This is a genomic window from Streptomyces sp. NBC_01622, from assembly GCF_045209635.1.
Lineage (GTDB): Bacteria > Actinomycetota > Actinomycetes > Streptomycetales > Streptomycetaceae > Streptomyces.
Window position 1 is genome coordinate 1146398 of sequence record NZ_CP109293.1, and the last position, 17439, is coordinate 1163836.

18 protein-coding genes are annotated in these 17439 nt (G+C 72.0%); 13 read left to right on the forward strand and 5 right to left on the reverse strand.

Annotation, left to right across the window (positions count from 1 at the left end; all coding sequences use genetic code 11):
- Window positions 1-33: 33 nt before the first annotated feature.
- Window positions 34-948, forward strand: coding sequence for a YihY/virulence factor BrkB family protein (locus tag OH768_RS05260; RefSeq protein ID WP_406450519.1), 915 nt, complete (start codon window positions 34-36; stop codon window positions 946-948).
- Here OH768_RS05260 and OH768_RS05265 read toward each other — a convergent pair.
- On the reverse strand, window positions 918-1631 hold the full coding sequence (locus OH768_RS05265; RefSeq protein WP_406450521.1) for an alpha/beta family hydrolase: 714 nt from the start codon (window positions 1629-1631) through the stop codon (window positions 918-920). The genes OH768_RS05260 and OH768_RS05265 overlap by 31 nt on opposite strands.
- Before the next feature lie 206 nt (window positions 1632-1837).
- On the opposite strand from OH768_RS05265, the gene OH768_RS05270 reads away from it, so the two are divergent.
- Complete coding sequence (locus OH768_RS05270; RefSeq protein ID WP_406450523.1) at window positions 1838-2188, forward strand: VOC family protein; 351 nt, start codon at window positions 1838-1840, stop codon at window positions 2186-2188.
- 112 nt (window positions 2189-2300) lie between these two features.
- Window positions 2301-2702, forward strand: coding sequence for a MarR family winged helix-turn-helix transcriptional regulator (locus OH768_RS05275; RefSeq protein ID WP_406450525.1), 402 nt, complete (start codon window positions 2301-2303; stop codon window positions 2700-2702).
- Between the two features lie 21 nt (window positions 2703-2723).
- Here the strand turns inward: OH768_RS05275 and OH768_RS05280 are convergent, their stop codons facing one another.
- Both OH768_RS05280 and OH768_RS05285 read right to left on the reverse strand, forming a co-directional pair.
- Window positions 2724-3476: an MBL fold metallo-hydrolase gene (locus tag OH768_RS05280; RefSeq protein WP_406450527.1), complete on the reverse strand. Its 753-nt coding sequence runs from the start codon at window positions 3474-3476 to the stop codon at window positions 2724-2726.
- 144 nt (window positions 3477-3620) lie between these two features.
- Window positions 3621-4469 (reverse strand): LysR family transcriptional regulator, encoded by an 849-nt coding sequence (locus OH768_RS05285; RefSeq protein WP_359613528.1) that lies wholly within the window; start codon window positions 4467-4469, stop codon window positions 3621-3623.
- A gap of 338 nt (window positions 4470-4807) precedes the next feature.
- Between OH768_RS05285 and OH768_RS05290 the strand changes: the two genes are divergently transcribed.
- From OH768_RS05290 to OH768_RS05335, 10 genes are all read left to right on the forward strand, one after another.
- Window positions 4808-5518 carry an alpha/beta hydrolase gene (locus OH768_RS05290; protein ID WP_406450529.1) on the forward strand — a complete coding sequence of 237 codons (711 nt, stop codon included), beginning with the start codon at window positions 4808-4810 and terminating at the stop codon, window positions 5516-5518.
- The gene (locus tag OH768_RS05295) at window positions 5515-6360 is read left to right on the forward strand and encodes a sulfurtransferase (RefSeq protein WP_406450531.1); all 846 of its coding nucleotides are present in this window, start codon (window positions 5515-5517) and stop codon (window positions 6358-6360) included. The genes OH768_RS05290 and OH768_RS05295 overlap by 4 nt, the downstream gene beginning before the upstream one ends.
- Window positions 6357-7232 (forward strand): ABC transporter permease, encoded by an 876-nt coding sequence (locus OH768_RS05300; protein ID WP_406450533.1) that lies wholly within the window; start codon window positions 6357-6359, stop codon window positions 7230-7232. The genes OH768_RS05295 and OH768_RS05300 overlap by 4 nt, the downstream gene beginning before the upstream one ends.
- Before the next feature lie 2 nt (window positions 7233-7234).
- A complete protein-coding gene (locus OH768_RS05305; RefSeq protein ID WP_406450535.1) occupies window positions 7235-7951 on the forward strand; it encodes an ABC transporter ATP-binding protein in 717 nt (238 codons plus the stop codon).
- Entirely contained in the window at window positions 7948-8916 is a 969-nt protein-coding gene (locus OH768_RS05310; protein WP_406450537.1) for an ABC transporter substrate-binding protein, read from the forward strand. The genes OH768_RS05305 and OH768_RS05310 overlap by 4 nt, the downstream gene beginning before the upstream one ends.
- A 23-nt stretch (window positions 8917-8939) precedes the next feature.
- Complete coding sequence (locus OH768_RS05315) at window positions 8940-10040, forward strand: LLM class flavin-dependent oxidoreductase (RefSeq protein WP_406450539.1); 1101 nt, start codon at window positions 8940-8942, stop codon at window positions 10038-10040.
- A 44-nt stretch (window positions 10041-10084) separates the two neighbouring features.
- Window positions 10085-11095 (forward strand): ABC transporter substrate-binding protein, encoded by a 1011-nt coding sequence (locus OH768_RS05320; RefSeq protein WP_406450541.1) that lies wholly within the window; start codon window positions 10085-10087, stop codon window positions 11093-11095.
- Window positions 11092-12198: an acyl-CoA dehydrogenase family protein gene (locus OH768_RS05325; protein ID WP_406450543.1), complete on the forward strand. Its 1107-nt coding sequence runs from the start codon at window positions 11092-11094 to the stop codon at window positions 12196-12198. The genes OH768_RS05320 and OH768_RS05325 overlap by 4 nt, the downstream gene beginning before the upstream one ends.
- A gap of 28 nt (window positions 12199-12226) precedes the next feature.
- Window positions 12227-13606: an FAD-binding oxidoreductase gene (locus OH768_RS05330; RefSeq protein WP_406450545.1), complete on the forward strand. Its 1380-nt coding sequence runs from the start codon at window positions 12227-12229 to the stop codon at window positions 13604-13606.
- Between the two features lie 194 nt (window positions 13607-13800).
- Window positions 13801-15222 carry a family 2B encapsulin nanocompartment shell protein gene (locus OH768_RS05335; protein ID WP_406450547.1) on the forward strand — a complete coding sequence of 474 codons (1422 nt, stop codon included), beginning with the start codon at window positions 13801-13803 and terminating at the stop codon, window positions 15220-15222.
- A gap of 13 nt (window positions 15223-15235) precedes the next feature.
- Here the strand turns inward: OH768_RS05335 and OH768_RS05340 are convergent, their stop codons facing one another.
- Together OH768_RS05340 and OH768_RS05345 are read right to left on the reverse strand one after the other, a co-directional pair.
- Window positions 15236-16150, reverse strand: a complete 915-nt coding sequence (locus OH768_RS05340) for a PfkB family carbohydrate kinase (protein ID WP_406450549.1) — start codon at window positions 16148-16150, stop codon at window positions 15236-15238.
- A gap of 255 nt (window positions 16151-16405) precedes the next feature.
- The gene (locus tag OH768_RS05345; protein ID WP_406450551.1) at window positions 16406-17410 is read right to left on the reverse strand and encodes an ADP-ribosylglycohydrolase family protein; all 1005 of its coding nucleotides are present in this window, start codon (window positions 17408-17410) and stop codon (window positions 16406-16408) included.
- Window positions 17411-17439: the final 29 nt, after the last annotated feature.

The following is a 17439-nucleotide window of genomic DNA, read 5'->3' on the forward strand; positions in this document are numbered from 1 at the left end:
GCAGAAGGGGTACCAGGTGAGAGGCGGGTGGGCATGAGCACACCGTTCGCGGGGCTGATCGCGGTCCGGCCGCCCGCCGCGTGGTGGCCCGCGCTGCGGCGGACGCCGGTCGCGCTGTGGAACGACGACATCACGGACTACGCGGCGGCGCTGACGTACTACGCGATCCTGACCGTGCTCCCCGCGATGCTCGCCACTGTCCTGGGATTCGGGATGATCAGTCCTGACACGGCCCAGGAGTTCATCAGCCATGTCGCCGCCTACGCCCCGGCCGACTCGGGCGCCGATCTGCACACCGTCCTGTCCCACGCGCTGGACGCGGACGGCACGGCCTGGCCGCTGCTCGTGACCGGTGCGGGCAGCGCGCTGTGGTCGGCCTCCAGCTATCTCGCCGTGTTCCGCCGCGCCCTGCACCGGATGCACCGCACCGAGGACCGGCGTTCGACCTGGCGCAAGGCGCACCGCATCGTGCTCACCGCGCTCTTGCTGCTCGGTCTGCTACTGGTCGGCTCGCTCACCCTCATCCTGACCGGCCCGCTCGCGGAGGTCGTCGGCCGGATGCTCGGCATGGGCACCACCGCGGCCTGGGCGTGGAGCCTGCTGCGCTGGCCGGTGCTGCTGTGCCTGGTGGCCCTCCTGGTCGTGGTCGTCTTCCACACCGGCCCGACCTCGGCACACCGACGCGGGCACACCCTGCCCGGCGGCGCCCTGGCCGCCGCGCTGTGGCTGGCCGTCTCGGCCGGCTTCTCGTCGTACGCCTCGACACTCGGCGCCTACAGCAGGCTCTACGGCTCGCTCTCGGGCATCGTCGTCTTCCTGATCTGGCTGTGGCTGTCGAACCTGGCGCTGCTCACGGGGGCGCAGTTCGCGGCGGAACTGGCCGCGCCGCCGGGCGGTCCGGTTCCTCGGTCACCCGCTCACAGCACGGGGAAGTCCGCCGTCCCGTAGGACTCCTCAGGGAGTGGATCCGGTGTGCCGGTGGGGTCGAGGAGGTGGGTGACGAGGGCTGCCGCGGTGTCGTGCCAGAGGCGGTGGCGGCGGAGCATGCCGTGGTCGCCGCCGCCGATGAGTGCCATTCCGGTACGGGTGGCCGTGGTTCGCGCCCTGCGCACGCAGTCCGCCGAGTCGGTGGGTGAGGTGACGCGGTCCCGGTCGCCGTGCAGGCAGACGACGTGTCGGCCCGCCGTCTGCTCCACCGGTTCGCCCGGTGGCCACCACGGCGCCAGCGCGACCACACCGCGCACCTGCGGGTGACCGGCGGCGCGCAGCGCGGCCCGGGCGCCCATGGAGTGGCCGAGCAGCACGGTCGGTACGGGGCCCGCCAGTTGGGCGAGTTCGTCCAGCGCGCGGTGGGTGTCCCGCACGGGGTCGGCGCGGTCGCCGTTCCAGCCGCGCACGCGGTATCGGGCCCGGGCGAGGAGGACGTCGTCGCCGGGCAGCGCGCCGGACACCGCCCGCAGGAACGGTCCCATGCGCAGCGCGGCGAGCTGCCAGGGCCGGGCGCGACGGTGGCTCGTCTCCTGGCCGCCGTGCAGGACCAGCACGGCCACCCGCGGGCGGGACGGACGGTGCCGGAGCAGCAGTGCACCTCCGGGCGCGGGCGGCGGAAGTTCGGTCTCGTCCTGCTGCACGACGGTGTGCCCCCTGTCTCACGTTCCGGTCGCTGCGTCCCGCGTCGCGCGGGTCACGGAGATGATCCTCTCCCGGCGCGCCGACCGGCGACGCACCCGCCCCCGCGGCAGCCGGTCAGGATTGGAGAAGCCTTCGCCCGCTGCCCCGCCCTAGCCTGAATTCACCGGCGAAATCCGTCGGACCACGCTTCACGGAGGAGCTCGCCATGACCGACGGCCTGAACACGATCATCTACCCCGTCAAGGACCTCGACCGCGCGAAGGCCCTGTTCGGCGCCCTGCTGGGGGTCGAGCCGTACGCGGACGAGTCGTACTACGTCGGCTACAAGGCCGCGGGGCAGGACGTCGGTCTCGACCCGAACGGGCACTCCAGGGGCATGACCGGACCGGTGCCGTACTGGACCGTGGACGACATCCGGACGCGGGTGGCGGCTCTGGTGGAGGCGGGGGCCGAGCTGGTGCAGGACGTCCAGGACGTCGGCGGCGGCAAGCTGATCGCCTTCGTGAAGGACGCGGACGGGAACTTCGTCGGGCTGACCCAGAATCCGGCTGCCTGACCCCGGTGCCGCACCGGCCCGGTCACCCGCACGCACTACTTGCACACGCACTACTTGCACACGCACTAGTTGCAGACTCAACGATTGACCGGATCGGTGTTACCGTGCAGGTATGGCAGTGAAGTCGGCCGGTGCCCGGCAGCTAGAGGACCAGTGGCGGGACATCCTGTCCGTGCACGCGCGCACGATGTGCGAGATCGACCGCGTGCTGCACCCGCACGGGCTGGGCGCGAGCGACTTCGAAGTGCTGGACATGCTCGCGTCCGAGGCCCCCGGGGACGGCGACCAGTGCCGGGTGCAGAACCTGGTCGGACGGGTCCATCTCAGCCAGAGCGCGCTCTCCCGGCTCATCGGCCGGCTGGAGAAGGACGGCCTCGTGGAACGCTCCGTGTGCGTCGAGGACCGCCGCGGGGTGTGGGTCGCGCTGACCCGCAAGGGCCGCGATCTGCACGCGGAGGTGCTGCCACTCCAACGGGGCGTGCTGGCAAGGATGTTGGACAGCGCGCAGGAGTAGCCGCCGCCCGGCCCGCCCGCCTCACACCACGAACTCGGCTCCGTCCATGAGCACTTCGACGTCCGCACCGTTAACCTGCGACCGCGCCGTCGAACCGGGGTCGAGCAGCGGGTTCGTGTTGTCGAGGTGGGTGTAGATCCGGCGGAGCACCGCGCAGTCCGCCGTCTCCAACAGGTCGCCGAAAGCGTCCGTCCAGGCGGCTATGCGCGGTGCGTGGACGAAGGTTCCGCCGGTCGCCAGATCCTCGACGCGGTACGCGACCGCCCAGCGGTCGTCCGGACGGCGGGGCGGCACATACTCGGGCGGCCTGTCGCCCACCGGATGGGCCGTGACGACCAGCCCTCCGGCGAGCACGAACCCGTCCTCGGCGAGGCCGTCGGCCCACTCCCAGGGGGCATAGCGGTCGAGGACGGCCCGGGCCGGAGTGAGCGCGGCGAGGACGGGCTGCGGGGCGTACACCTTGAGGCCCGCCGCCCCGCGCAGCACGGTCAGACCGGCCACGTGGTGGGGCTCGGCGTCGGTGAGGAGCACGCCGCGCACGGGGGTGTCGCGCGGGCCGGGGCCCGGCCGGAGCGCGGAGGTGGCGGCGAGTTGGGTGCGGACGTCGGGTGAGGCGTTGAGCAGCCACCAGTCGCGCGCGTTGCCGGTGACGGCCACGCAGTCCTGGGTGCGCGAGGGCAGTTTCCCGTCGCGGGCGGCGGCGCACAGCGCGCAGGCGCAGCTCCACTGCGGGAAACCGCCACTGGCGGCGGTACCGAGCAGGACGACCCTCACGACGATCGCGCCCCCTTGCAGAATCGGAATCGGAATCAGCCTCGGAATCGGCTCACCGAATCTCCCGGGGGATCTTTCCTCCGAAATGGGCCGGACTACCCCATCGCAGGGGCAGTTCCGGCCGATCTGCGACCGGGGCGCGCCTCAGCGCAGCAGGTCCCGTACGGCGGCGAAGGCCGCGTCGACCGTCGCCGGGTCGGCACCAGGGCGGGCGAGCGCGCTCATGGGGATCGGGGTGACCGAGGGCAGGCCGTCGTACGGGGTCAGCCCGTCCGGGGCCGATCCGACGGCGGCCAGCAGGGCGACGCCCTGTCCGGTACGGGCGATGTCGAGGACGCCCGCGAGATAGCCGGCGTCGCCGACGACCGCGGCGGGTACGCCGTGCGCGGCGAGGGTGGAGATGGCGCGGCGGCGGATCGCGCACGGGTCCTCGATGGCGACGAGCGGGACGGGCGCGGGGGCGGCGGGTGGCCGCCAGCCGGGTGTGGCGTGCCAGGTCAGCGGGAGGCCGCCGACCGGTGTGCCCTCGGTGGCGGCGGCCTCGGTGACGTAGACCGCTACGTCGACGCTGCCGCGTTCCACGGCCTCGACGAGCCGGGCCGAGCGGTCGATGCGGAAGCGGACCCGGCAGCCGGGCCGTACCTCCTGGACGGCCGCGGTCAGCCGCGGCAGAAACTGGTCGGCCGCGTGTTCGGTGGAGCCGATGGTGATGGTGTCGCCGTCCACGTCGAGCAGGGTGCGTACGGCCTCGTCGTGCACGGCGAGGATGCGGCGGGCCTGTTCGAGGAGGAGCCGTCCCTCGGGTGTGAACCGGGTGCCGCGCCCCTCCCGCTCGACGATCGGCAGGCCGAGCGTCTTCTCCAGCCTGCGCACATGCTGGCTGACCGCGGACTGGCTCAGGGCGAGGGCCCGGGCCGCGCGATGGAAGCCGCCGCAGTCGGCTATCGCGGTCAGGCTGCGCAGGGCCACGATGTCGAGGACAGGTTGGGGCATGCCGGTGACGGTAGCCGTTTCGGGCATCGATCGCGATAACTGATCGATTTCGATGCGGAATCATCGTTGGACGCGACCGGCCGGGGCCGGTCATGATGAGCGCATGCTGCACACGACCGCTTTCGCTGCCCTTCTGACGCAGCGCCGAGTCATCGACTTCGGCGTGGCGTGCAGCGCGCGCTGTCGTTGACCTGACGCCGTTCTCCGGCACCCATTCCGCGTTCTCGCTGATCACGTCCGCCTCGCGCACTGACACGTGACGGCGGCTCCGGCCTGCGCTCTTCCTCTCCCTCTGCTCAATTCCCCTCCCCTTTCCCCTCGTTGGGAGTTGTCACCCCATGCCCTCTTCCGCTGTCTCGTCCTGGGACGAACCCGAAGGCCTCGCCGCGCGCGGCACGTTGATCGTGCTGGCCGGGCGGGGCGAACACGGCGGTGTCTACGAGCGGTTCGGCCGCCGGCTCGGCTACGACGCCTACCGCGTCCGCGCCCTCGGCGACCCGGCAGCCGACCCCGCCGTACTGGAGCAGGCCGCCAAGCTGCTCGCCGACGAGTCGCTGCCGGGCCCGAAGGTGCTGGTCGGTTCCGACACCGGCGCGCGCTACGCCCTGCAACTCGCCGCGGAGCAGACCGCGGGCATCGACGCGCTGATCCTGGCCGGGCTGCCCACCGGCGCCTGGACGGCGGGGAGTTGGGAGGAGGAGGCCGTGGCGCGCACCGCCTGCCCGACCCATCAGGGGCGCCTCACCAACGACCCCGAGTTCCGCCGCGGCGCCATCGACAGCGCCCCCGAGCTGCCCGAGCCGCGCCTGGACCTGGTACGCGTCCCGGTGCTGGCCCTGCACGGCAAGGACGACACGATCAGCCCGCTCGACCAGGCGCTGAGCGTCTACGACGGTCACCCGAACGTGCACACCGTGACCTTCGTGGACGGCCGGCACGACGTCCTCAACGACGCTCTGCACCGCACCGTCGCCGCCACGGTCGTCCTCTTCCTCGAACGGCTCCGCCTCTCCCCCGAACTCCCCGCGATCGCCGAGGAGTTGACATGAGCCGCCACGTGACCACCACGGTCCCCGAGCTGGCCGAACTCCTCCGCTCGGAGCAGCCGCCGGTGCTCCTCGACGTCCGCTGGGCGCTGGGCGATCCCTACGGCCGCGACCACTACGCCGACGGACACATCCCCGGCGCGGTCTATGTCGACCTGGACACCGAGCTGGCCGCACCGGCGAACCCGGAGGGCGGCCGGCATCCGCTGCCGGACCTCGCGGAACTGCAGGAATCCGCGCGCCGCTGGGGCATCGGGAGCGGGCGACCCGTCGTGGTCTACGACGACCTGGGCAACACGGCGGCGGCCCGCGCCTGGTGGCTGCTGCGGTACGCCGGAGTCGACGAAGTGACGCTGCTGGACGGGGCGTTGGGCGCCTGGCGCACGGCGGGGCTGCCGCTGGAGTCCGGGATTCCCGCCGATCCTGCACCGGGTGACGTCGTACTCCGTGCGGGTGCGCTGCCGATCACCGACGCCGACGGCGCCGCCGAACTCGCCGTGTCCGGGCTGCTGTTGGACGCCCGCGCCGGTGAGCGGTACCGGGGTGAGGTCGAGCCGGTGGACCCGCGCGCGGGGCACATTCCGGGGGCGGCGTCCGCGCCGACCGGCGAGAACCTCACGGCTGACGGGACCTTCCGCCCGCCCGAGGAGCTGCGCAAGCGGTTCGAGGAGCGGGGTGCCGGGGCCGCGTCACGCATCGGCGTGTACTGCGGGTCCGGGGTCACCGCCGCCCATCAGATCGCGGCGCTGGAGATCGCCGGGTTCGAGGCGACGCTCTTCCCCGGTTCCTGGTCGGCCTGGTCCGCCGACCCCGCGCGCCCGGCCGCGAAGGGGGACCGGCCATGACGACGAAACCACTGGACGCGGCGGTGCTGCCGCAGCAGAAGGAAGTCGTGCCCGCGCCGTCCACCCGAGTCACCATCCGCGGCACCGCGAAGGTCAACCGCCGTTTCACTGTGCCCCGTTCGGTGCGCCGCGCCGCGGGACCGGTCGGCCTCGTGCTGCTCTGGTTCCTGACCTCCGCCACCGGGGTGCTGCCCGAGTCCGTGCTGGCCTCCCCCGTCGACGTCATCCGACAGGCCGTGGACCTGACGAAGGACGGTGAACTCCCCCGCGCCATCGCCGCGTCGGGCCGCCGTGCCGCCATCGGATTCCTCATCGGCGCGAGCGTCGCACTCGTCCTGTCGCTGACGGCCGGGCTGTTCCGGCTCGGCGAGGACGTCATCGACTCCTCGATGGGCATGTTCCGGGCGATCCCCTGGGTGGGTCTGATCCCGCTGTTCATCGTCTGGTTCGGCATCGAGGAGACCCCGAAGATCGCCCTGGTGGCGCTCGGTGTGACCTACCCGCTGTACTTCAACATCTACGGCGGCATCCGCTCCACCGACGCCCAACTCGTCGAGGCCGCACGGATGATGGGGCTCGGCCGGCTCGGTCTGATCAAGTACGTCATCCTGCCTAGCGCACTGCCCGGGGCACTCGTGGGACTCCGGTACGCGCTCTCCACCGCCTGGCTGGCGCTGGTGTTCGCCGAGCAGATCAACGCGGACGCGGGGCTCGGCTATCTGATGAGCAACGCCCAGCAGTACTTCCGCACGGACGTCATCGTGCTGTGCCTCGTCGTGTACGCGCTGCTCGGACTGGCCTGCGACTTCGCCGTACGGATCCTGTCGCGCCGCCTGCTGACCTGGCGGGCCAACTTCGAGGGCGAGGCGTAGCCATGGCCAACTCCGTTGAAATACGGGGGCTTTCGCGGGCCTTCGACGGCAACACCGTGCTGCACGACCTCGATCTGGACATCCGTGAGGGCGAGTTCGTGGCCCTGCTCGGGCACAGCGGCTGCGGCAAGTCGACGCTGTTGCGGATTCTCGCGGGGCTCGACGACGAGATCGGCGGCGAGGTGACCGTGCCCGCCCGGCGCAGCGCGGCCTTCCAATCCCCCAGGCTGCTGCCCTGGTTGAAGGTGTGGCGCAATGTCGTGCTCGGGCTCCCGGGCCGCCCGGACCGGGCGCTCGCCGAGAAGGCGCTCGACGAGGTCGGCATCGCGGAGCGCGCGACCGTGTGGCCGAAGACGCTGTCCGGCGGTCAGGCCCAGCGCGTGTCGCTGGCCCGTGCCCTGGTCCGTGAGCCCGAACTCCTGCTCCTGGACGAGCCGTTCGGCGCTCTGGACGCGCTGACCCGGGGCAAGGTGCAGGCGCTCGTCGCGGAGCTGTGGCGGCTGCACGGGTGCGCGATCCTCCTGGTCACCCATGACGTGGAGGAGGCGCTGCTGCTCGCCGACCGCGTGCTGGTGATGGACGAGGGGCGTATCGCCCACGAGTTGACCGTCGCCCTGCCCCGCCCCCGTGATCTGACCGCCCCCGAGTTCGTGACCCTGCGCGCCCGCCTCCTGAACTGGCTCGGCGTGACCCGCACCCTGGAAGGAACCCCCTCGTGATCCGCAGAATCGCCGCCGCCACCCTGAGCCTGACCGCCCTGCTGGCGTTGAGCGCCTGCGGCGCCGACTCCTCGGCGGACACCGCCTCCGGCGGGCAGGTCACCCTCACCATCGGCGACCAGGCCAAGACCCTCCAGACGATCATCGCCGCCTCGGACGCGCTCAAGGGCGCCAAGTACAAGGTGAAGTGGGCCGAGTTCCAGGGCGCGGCCCCGCTCTACCAGGCCGTGCAGGCGGACGCCGCCGACACCGGGTTCTCCGCCGACCTGCCCGCGCTCCAGGCGCTCAGCGGCGGCGTCAAGATCAAGAACGTGGCCGCCCTCAAGAACGACGGCACGCACGTCGGGATCGTGGTCCGCAAGGACTCCGGTATCGACAGCGTGAAGGACCTCAAGGGCCAGAAGGTCGTGGTGTCCTCGGCGAAGGGCAGCGTCTCGGAGTATCTGCTGGCCAACGTCCTCAAGCAGAACGGTCTCAGCTACAAGGACGTCAAGGTGCAGTACCTGCTGCCGACGGACGCGCAGGCCGCGTTCGCCTCCGGCAAGATCAAGATCTGGGCGACCTTCGGTGTCTACCAGGCCGTCGGTCTGGAGCAGGGGGGCAGGTTGCTCGTCGACGGCGGGGACGGCCGGGTCAGCGGCATCGGCTTCATCAACGCCTCCGACAAGGCCCTCGCCAACTCCGCGAAGAAGACCGCCCTGAGCGACTTCCTCAAGCGCCTGAGCACGGCGCTGAAGTGGACCAGCACCCACCAGGACGCGTACGCGAAGGCCATCGAGCAGCGCAACGGCGCCGACGCCTCGGTGGCGAAGGCCCTCGCCTCGGCCGCCTACAGCCAGGTGCTGCCGATCACCTCGGACGTCAACACCACCGTCCAGCAGGTCGCCGACCTGATGAACAGCATCGGCGTCCTCGACCCGAACGTGGACGTGGCCAAGTCCACCGACGCCTCCCTGATCAAGTGACCTTCACGTCTTAGGAGTTGCTCATGCCTGTCGAGTTCATCAGCGCGGTCCACACCGACTCCGGGGCCTCGGGTCCCGCCGCGTCCAGCCGTACCGGTCTCGACGTCGACCACCTCCGCAAGTACGCCCGGGCGCTCGACGACGGCGGCTTCGACCACACCCTGGTCGCCTATCACTCGGCCTCGCCGGACGCCTTCCAGATCGCCCAGTTCGTCGCCACCCACACCGAGCGGATCCGCCCGATCCTCGCCCACCGGCCCGGCGTGATCTTCCCGACGCACGCGGCCCGCGCCCTGGCCACCCTGGACCGGATCAGCGACGGCCGGCTGACCCTGCACATCATCTCCGGGGGCAGCGACGAGGAGCAGCGCCGGGAGGGCGACTACCTCAACAAGGAGGAGCGGTACGAGCGTTCGGACGAGTACATCCAGATCCTGCGGAAGGTGTGGCAGGCCGAGGGACCCGTCTCGCACGAGGGCAAGTACTTCAGGTTCGAGGGCTACTACTCCGACGTGAAGCCGGTGAACGGGCTGGTCCCGATCTCGGTCGGCGGCTCCTCGCAGGACGCGTACCGGGTGGGCGGCCGGCAGGGCGACATCTTCGGCCTGTGGGGCGAGCCGTTGAAGGAAACGGCCGAGCAGATCGCCGCCGTCAACGCGGTCGCCGACGCCGCCGGACGCCCGCACCCCCGTATCTGGGTGTCGTTCCGTCCGATCATCGCGCCCACCGAGGAGCTGGCCTGGGAGAAGGCCCACCGCACCCTCGGTGTCCTCAAGGACCAGGCGAAGAACACCGAGTTGCTCCGCCACTACCGCACCACCGGCCGCCCCGCGAACGTCGGCTCGCAGCGCCTCCTCGACATCGCCGAGCGCGGCGAGGTCCAGGACCGCTGCCTGTGGACCGCGCCAGCAGTCGCCACGAATGCCGCCGGCGCGTCAACTGCCCTTGTGGGCACGCCCGAAACCGTCGCCCAGGCACTCCTCGACTACGTCGACATCGGCTGCGACCTGCTGTCGATCCGCGGCTACGACCCGCTCAACGACGCGATCGACTACGCCCGGCACGTCCTGCCCCTGGTCCGCCAGGAACTCGCCCACCGGGCGAACACCTCGCACGCCGCCTGACCCGTCCTTCACCTGCTGATTGCGAACACCCCTATGGAGACCCCGTGTTGTTCCCCCGCGCACTGCGCACGTCCACCGCCGCCCTCGCCCTCCTCCTGCCCTTCGCCGCGGCCTGCAGAGGCAGCGCGACGGCCGACTCCTCGTCCTCCGACGTCTCCTCCGTGACCCTGCGGGTCGGTGACACCGGCTGGAAGGTCAACGAGGCCGTCCTCAAGTACGCCCACCTCGACGACACCCCGTACAAGGTGAAGTGGAACCTCTTCCCGGGCGGCGACAAGCAACTCCAGGCCGTCCGCGCCGGAGCACTGGACCTCGCCTCCTCCAGCGAGATCCCGCCCATCTTCTCGGCCGCCGACGGCAAGCCCGACTTCAAGGTCGTCGCCGTCCAGCGCGGCACCACCCTCAACCAGGAAGTCGTCGTCCCCAAGGGCTCGAAGGTGACCGACATCGCCGGCCTGAAGGGCAAGAAGGTCGGCTACGTCCAGAACACCACCGCCCACTACTTCCTCTACGAACTGCTGAAGCAGGCCGGCCTCAAGTGGTCGGACATCGACGCCAAGCCGCTGCTGCCCAACGACGGCCTCGCGGCCCTGAACGGCGGCTCCATCGGCGCCTTCGCCTCCTACGGCACGTCGATCATCACGGCCCACCAGCTGGGCGCCCGCACGGTCGGCTCCGGCGCGGACATCCTGTCCGGCAACTTCCTCTGGTCGGCGCGCGACAGCGTCCTCAAGAGCCCCGCCCAGAAGGCCGCCGCGGCCGATCTGATCGCCCGGATCACCAAGGCCTACGCCTACGTCCGCGACGGCCACGTGGACGGCTTCGCGAAGGTCACCGCCGACGCCACCCACCAGCCGGTGGCGCAGGCCAAGTCGGACCTGGTCGCCGCGCAGAAGCAGCGCCCGACGCAGGCCAGGACGGTCGGCGACGACACGATCGCCTCGCAGCAGAAGGTGGCCGACGCCTTCACCGAACTCGGCGCGCTGAAAGAGCACCTGGACGTGAAGTCCTTCTGGACCACCGAACTCAACTCCGACCTGAAGAAGGCCCTGTGACCGCCCGCATCGCCGAACTGGCCGCCGGCTACGACCAGTCGGGCGCCTTCCCCGCCGAGTCCCTCCGGATCGCCCACGAGGCCGGACTCCTCACCGCGACCATCGGGAAGCAGTACGGCGGTCGGGGCGCCCGGGTCGAGGAGAGCGCGCGCATCCTGCACCGGATCGGCCGGGGCGACCCGTCCGTCGCCCTGATCGCGGCCATGACCCTCAACACGCACGCGCGGCAGGCCGTACAGCCGCACTGGCCCGAGGAGTTGTACGCGCGGCTCGTCAAGGAGTCCTTCGAACGGCCCGTGCTCGTCAACCACGCGCGCGTGGAGCCCGAGTTGGGCTCCCCGGCACGCGGCGGACTGCCCTCGACGCTCGCCCGGCGCACTCCCGACGGCTGGTCGCTGAGCGGCACCAAGCGCTTCGTGACCGGTGCGGAGGGCCTGGACTGGTTCCTGGTATGGGCCACCACCGACGAACCGGAGCCGCGCGTCGGCACCTTCCTGGTCCCGGGCGGCTCCCCCGGTATCGAGATCACCGGCCGCTGGGACCAGTTGGGGCTGCGGGCCAGCGGCAGCCACGACGTGACGTTCCGGAATGTGGAGATCCCCTACGAGCATGTTATCGGCATCGGCCCGTACGGTGCGGCGGCCGAGCAGGACAACCGGGCGGGCGCGGCCCTCCATCTCCCCCTCGCGGCCCTCTACTTGGGGGTCGCGCGGGCCGCGCAGTCCTTCTTCCACACGTTCGCCCAGACACGCGTCCCCGCCAACCTCGGCCATCCGGTGGCCCGTACGGAACGGTTCCGCAGGACCGCCGGGGAGATCGAGGTGCTGCTGACCGCCGCCGAGGAGCTGGTGTTCGGCGGAGCCGCGCGCGTCGACGCGGCCGACACCTCTTACACCCCCGAACAGGCCCTGGGAGCACGAGTGTTGGCAGACCGGCACGGCGTACGGGCCGTGGAGCTGGCGGTACGGCTGCTCGGGAATCCCGGTCTCGCGCGCGGCAATCCGCTGGAGCGGCACTTCCGGGACATCCAGTGCGCGCCCGTGCACGCGCCCCAGGAGGACATCTCCCTGCTCGCCATCGGAACGAAGGCGTTGAATCCGTGAAGGCACGCACAGTGAGGGTACGGAACCCGTGACCACAGCTCCCCCGACCACCACCGCCGCCGCCCGGCTCCTCGGTCTGCTCGCCCGGGATCTGCCGCCCGACCAGCTGGCCACGGATCCCCGCACGTTGGCCGCGCATGCCACGGACAGGTCGGGCACCCGGCCGGACGGTGTCCCGCTGGCCGTGGTGCACGCCCGGCGTACCGAGGACGTGACCGTCACACTCCGGCACGCCAACGCGCTGCGGGTCCCCGTGGTACCGCGTGGTGCGGGCACCGGGCTGTCGGGCGGGGCCTCGGCCGGTGAAGGCGTGCTCGTGCTGGACCTGTCTGGAATGAACCGCATCCTGGAACTGTCGGCCGACGACCAACTCGCCGTGGTCGAACCGGGCGTGATCACCGCCGAGTTGGACCGGGCGGCGGGCCGGCACGGGCTGCGGTACGCGCCGGATCCGGCGAGTGCGGCGATCTCCACGATCGGCGGGAACATCGCGACCAACGCGGGCGGACTGCGGTGCGCGAAGTACGGGGTGACGCGGGACAGCGTGCTCGGTCTGGAGGCCGTCCTCGCCGACGGGACGGTGGTCACGACCGGCCGCCGTACCGTCAAAGGGGTCACCGGTTACGACCTCTCCGCGCTGCTGACCGGATCCGAGGGCACCCTCGCCGTCATCACCTCGGCGACCCTGCGACTGCGCCCGGTACCGGTGGCGACGGCCACGGTCGCCGCCTACTTCGACTCGTTCGAGGCGGCGGCCGAGGCGTCGTTCGCGATCGGGCGGGCCGGGGTCGTACCGGCGCTCGCGGAGCTGCTCGACGGGCCGGTGCTGCACGCCGTCGATCCGGCGCTGGGCGGGCACGGGGCGGCGCTGCTGCTGGTGCAGTGCGACGGGGCGGGGGCGAGCGCCGAGGCGGAGCAGGTCGCGCGGGTGCTCGCGGCGTCGGCCACGACCGTGGAGACCACGGCGGACCCGGTGGAGGCGGAGGCGCTGCTGTCGGCCCGCCGGCTCGCCCTGCCGGCGCTGGAGCGGCTGGGCCGGCCGCTGATCGAGGACATCGCCGTGCCCCGCTCCCGGCTCGCGGAGGCGGTCCGCGAGATCCGCGCCATCTCGGCCCGTCACGGCGTGCCCGTCTACACGCTCGCGCACGCGGCGGACGGCAACCTCCATCCGATCATCGTGGTCGATCCCGCCCTGGACCGGCTGCCGGACGCGGCCTGGGAGGCGGCGGGCGAGATCTTCGCCCTGGCGCTGCGGCTCGGCGGGACGCTGACCGGCGAGCACGGTGTCGGGGTGCTGAAGCGGCAGTGGGTGGCGGACGAACTCGGGCCCACCGCCCACGCGTTGCAGCGCCGGCTCAAAGACGCCTTCGATCCGCACGGGATCCTCAATCCCGGCAAGACGCTGTGAGCCGCCCCGGATCGGGTACTTCGAACGGGTGATCCCGGGTCAACCGGGGGTGGTGCGGAGGCACGTGCGATCGGCATGTGCCTCGACCGCCGTCCGGGATCATCACTCGTCGTGACCGATGACGGGTAGCTGTACGCACGGAACGTGACGGTACGCAGGCATTCCGTCATCCGTGCGACAGGAGAGAAGGCACCATGTCGGTCGAGACCGGTACCGCGCCCGAGGCGGGCGCCGAGGAGCGGGAACAGCAGAGCCTCGGTACCGCCGCGGCACGCACCCTGGCGACCACGACCAAGTCCGAACCCCAGATGCAGGGCATCAGTTCGCGCTGGCTGACGCGCATGCTGCCCTGGGTGAACGTGCCCGGCGGCACCTATCGCGTCAACCGCAGGCTGTCGTACACGAGCGGCGACGGACGGGTGACGTTCGTGCAGACCGGTGCGCAAGTGCGGGTCATCCCGGCCGAGTTGACCGAACTCCCGCTGCTGCGCGGCTTCGCGGACGGCGACGCGCTCGGCGCGCTGGCCGAGCGGTTCGAGCAACGGGACTACGCGCCGGGGCAGTTGATCGTCCAGGCGGGCCGGCCCGCCGACTCGGTGTACCTCGTCGCGCACGGCAAGGTGGAGCGGCTCGGGGAGGGTCCCTACGGCGACGAGGCGGTCACCGGGCTGCTGGCCGACGGCGATACCTTCGGCGGCCAGGTGCTCGCCGAACCCGACGGCGCCTGGGAGTTCACGGCCCGCGCGGCGACGGCCACCACGGTGCTGACGCTGCCGCACGCGGCCTACCAGGCCGTCGCGGACCGGCACGCGGAGCTGCGCGCGCACGTCGAGGCGCGCGCCGGAGACGAGCCCGGCCCGCTCAACACCTTCGGCGAGGCGGCGATCGCGCTCAGCGCCGGGCATGTGGGCGAGCCGGACCTGCCGGGCACGTTCGTGGACTACGACCTCGCCCCACGCGAGTACGAACTGAGCGTCGCCCAGACCGTCTTGAAGGTGCACTCCCGTGTCACCGACCTCTACAACCAGCCGATGAACCAGACGCAGCAGCAACTCCGGCTGACCGTAGAGGCGTTGCGCGAGCGGCAGGAGAACGAACTCGTCAACAACCGGGACTTCGGGCTGCTGCACAACGCCGACTACGACCAGCGGATCTCCACCCACTCCGGGCCGCCGACCCCCGACGACCTGGACGAGCTGCTGAGCATGCGGCGGGACACCCGCTACCTGTTCGCGCATCCACGGGCGATCGCCGCGTTCGGCCGCGAGTGCAACAAGCGGGGCGTCTACTTCAGCGGCATCGACGTCGGCGGCCACCATCTGCCGGCCTGGCGCGGAGTACCGCTGCTGCCCTGCGGCAAGATCCCCGTCAGCGCGTCCCGCACGTCGTCCATCATCGCGATGCGCACCGGCGAGGACGACCAGGGCGTGATCGGCCTGTACCAGACGGGCATCCCGGACGAGCTCGAACCGGGCCTGAACGTACGGTTCATGGGCATCAACGAGCAGGCGATCATCTCCTACCTGGTGAGTACCTACTTCTCGGCGGCGGTCCTCGTGCCGGACGCGATCGGCATCCTGGAGAACGTCGAGGTCTCCCGCCGGGACGGCAACTGACCGAGCCGATCGCCTAGTTCAGGAACGCGTCCAGTCGTGCCGCGTCCGGCGCGGTCGCCGGGCCCGGCGCGGTGACGGCCAGGGCGGCGCCCGCGTTGGCCCGGCGGGCGGCGGCCACCGGATCGAACCCCAGGGCCAGGGCGGCCATGAAAACACCGGTGTGCGCGTCACCCGCGCCATTGAGGTCGACGGCGTCCACGGCGAACCCGGGGACCTCGACGAGGCGTCCGCCCTGGTGCACCAGACAGCCGCCGGGACCGGTGCGGACCAGCACCGAGCCACGCCCCAGGCGGGATTGGAGGATGCGGGCGGCTTCGACCACGTCATCGACGCCGGTGAGCAGCGCGGCCTCGCGGGCGTTGCAGCTCCACCAGTCGGCGCGGGCAAGGAGCAACTCCAGGGCGTCGCCCGGGATGTCGGCCGCCAACGGGCCCGGATCGGCGACCAGCGTGACGGCCGGGTCCAGTCGGGGAAGGAGGTCGAGCAGGGCGACCCGGTTGCTGTCGTACAGCAGGCTGTATCCGGTGACGTACACCAAGTCGCCCGCCCCGGGCCGGAGTTCGGCCAGGTCGGCGGCGATCAGCGTTGCCTCGGCGCCGGGGCTGGTGACGAAGGTGCGCTCACCGTCCGCGTCGACCAGGCAGACCACGAAGCCGGTGTCCGGTTCCGGGCGCGGGGTGACCAGTGCGTCGATGCCCTCGGCGCGTAGCGCGGCGCGGGCCCGGTCGCCGAAGGGTCCGGTGCCGTGCGCTCCGGCGTAGGTCACCGGGAGACCCTGGCGGGCGGCGGCGGCCATCACGTTGAAGCCGCCGCCGGGGGTGCGTTCGGTGCGGGTGGCGAGGACGTCACCGCCGCGCTCGGGGAGGGCGGGGACCTCCATGACGAGGTCGACGACGACGTTGCCGAGGTGCCAGAGGCGCGCGCTCATGGCCGCTCCCGCAGGGCGAGCGTGGGCATGGCCGTGGCATCCAGGCCGACCACGACAGTGCCGAGGTGCCGGAGCCCACCGCTCACGACCGCACCCGCAAGCCGAGCAGCGCCGCGACTGTGGCGTCCAGGTCGACGACGACGTTGCTGAGGTGCCAACACCCGCCCACTCATGACCGCACCCGCAGACCGAACAGAGCCACCGCCGTGACATCCGGGCCGACGACGACGTTACCGAGGTGCCACACTCGCCCGCTCACGACCCCTCCCGCAGGCCGAGCAGCGCCGCCGCCGTGGCGTCCAGGTCGAGGGCCGGGTTGACGCGGACGAGGGTCTCCCGCGCGTCGGCCGGGAAGGCGTCCACGCCGTGGCAGGCGCCGCCGACGGCGCCCGCGATCGCGGCGATCGTGTCGCAGTCGCCGCCGACGGATGCCGCGAGCAGCGCGGCCCTCCAGGGGTCGTCGGGGCAGGCCGCCAGGACGGCGAAGGCGGCCGGTACGGACTCCTGTGTGGCGAGGCTCGTCCCGACCAACGCGTAGACCCGCTCGCAGACTTGGGCCTGACCGAGGCCCCGCACCAGGCCCGTCGCCCACACGATCCGCTCGGCGACATCGGCGGCGGCCACCCAGTGCCCCCGCCCCGCCGCCAACCGGGCCGCCGACACGGCCACTTCGACCGCCTCGGGAACCGACGCCCCGTCGACTCCCGCGCTCACGGCGGCTGCCACGGCCGCGGCACCGGCGAGCGCGACCCCGGTGTTGTGGGTGAGGCTGCTCGCCTCCACCACCCGGTCCACCAGAGCCGCCGGGTCCGCGACCGGCATCGCGATGCCCACGGGGGCGATGCGCATCGCCGCGCCGTTGGTGGTGCCGTAGCGTCCCACCTCGTCGGCGGGGGTGCCGGCGAGGACCTGCTCCACGGCGCGCTTGGTGGACGGGCCGAGGAGGTCGAGGGAGCCGCGGGCCCGCATGTCGTCCTCCCAGGCGACCAGGCGCCGGGCGAGTTCCGCCGGGTCGATGCGGCCCTTGCCGTCGAGCAGCAACCCGGCCAGCAGCAGGGCCTGTTCGGTGTCGTCGGTGACGGCACCGGCCGGCATTCCGGCGGCCAGCGGATGGTCGGGGTCGGCCGGGTGGAAGCCGGTGAGGAAGGGGCCGTAGCGGGCGGTGATCTGTGGGCGGGACAGCATTTGGGTGGGCATGCCGAGGGCGTCCCCGAGGGCGAGCCCGTACAGGGCTCCGGTGGCGCGGCTCTGGAGGGTCATGGGTACTTTCCGGGGCGGGTTCGGCGGTT

What these genes read in the sequence shown, in the direction of transcription:
- OH768_RS05305 (WP_406450535.1), top strand. Translation starts at nt 7,235, where the DNA reads ATGGCCAACTCCGTTGAAATACGGGGGCTTTCGCGGGCCTTCGACGGC.
- OH768_RS05335 (WP_406450547.1), top strand. Translation starts at nt 13,801, where the DNA reads ATGTCGGTCGAGACCGGTACCGCGCCCGAGGCGGGCGCCGAGGAGCGG.
- OH768_RS05315 (WP_406450539.1), top strand. Translation starts at nt 8,940, where the DNA reads ATGCCTGTCGAGTTCATCAGCGCGGTCCACACCGACTCCGGGGCCTCG.
- OH768_RS05295 (WP_406450531.1), top strand. Translation starts at nt 5,515, where the DNA reads ATGAGCCGCCACGTGACCACCACGGTCCCCGAGCTGGCCGAACTCCTC.
- OH768_RS05285 (WP_359613528.1), bottom strand. Translation starts at nt 4,469, where the DNA reads ATGCCCCAACCTGTCCTCGACATCGTGGCCCTGCGCAGCCTGACCGCG.
- OH768_RS05300 (WP_406450533.1), top strand. Translation starts at nt 6,357, where the DNA reads ATGACGACGAAACCACTGGACGCGGCGGTGCTGCCGCAGCAGAAGGAA.
- OH768_RS05275 (WP_406450525.1), top strand. Translation starts at nt 2,301, where the DNA reads ATGGCAGTGAAGTCGGCCGGTGCCCGGCAGCTAGAGGACCAGTGGCGG.
- OH768_RS05340 (WP_406450549.1), bottom strand. Translation starts at nt 16,150, where the DNA reads ATGAGCGCGCGCCTCTGGCACCTCGGCAACGTCGTCGTCGACCTCGTC.
- OH768_RS05270 (WP_406450523.1), top strand. Translation starts at nt 1,838, where the DNA reads ATGACCGACGGCCTGAACACGATCATCTACCCCGTCAAGGACCTCGAC.
- OH768_RS05260 (WP_406450519.1), top strand. Translation starts at nt 34, where the DNA reads ATGAGCACACCGTTCGCGGGGCTGATCGCGGTCCGGCCGCCCGCCGCG.
- OH768_RS05290 (WP_406450529.1), top strand. Translation starts at nt 4,808, where the DNA reads ATGCCCTCTTCCGCTGTCTCGTCCTGGGACGAACCCGAAGGCCTCGCC.
- OH768_RS05345 (WP_406450551.1), bottom strand. Translation starts at nt 17,410, where the DNA reads ATGACCCTCCAGAGCCGCGCCACCGGAGCCCTGTACGGGCTCGCCCTC.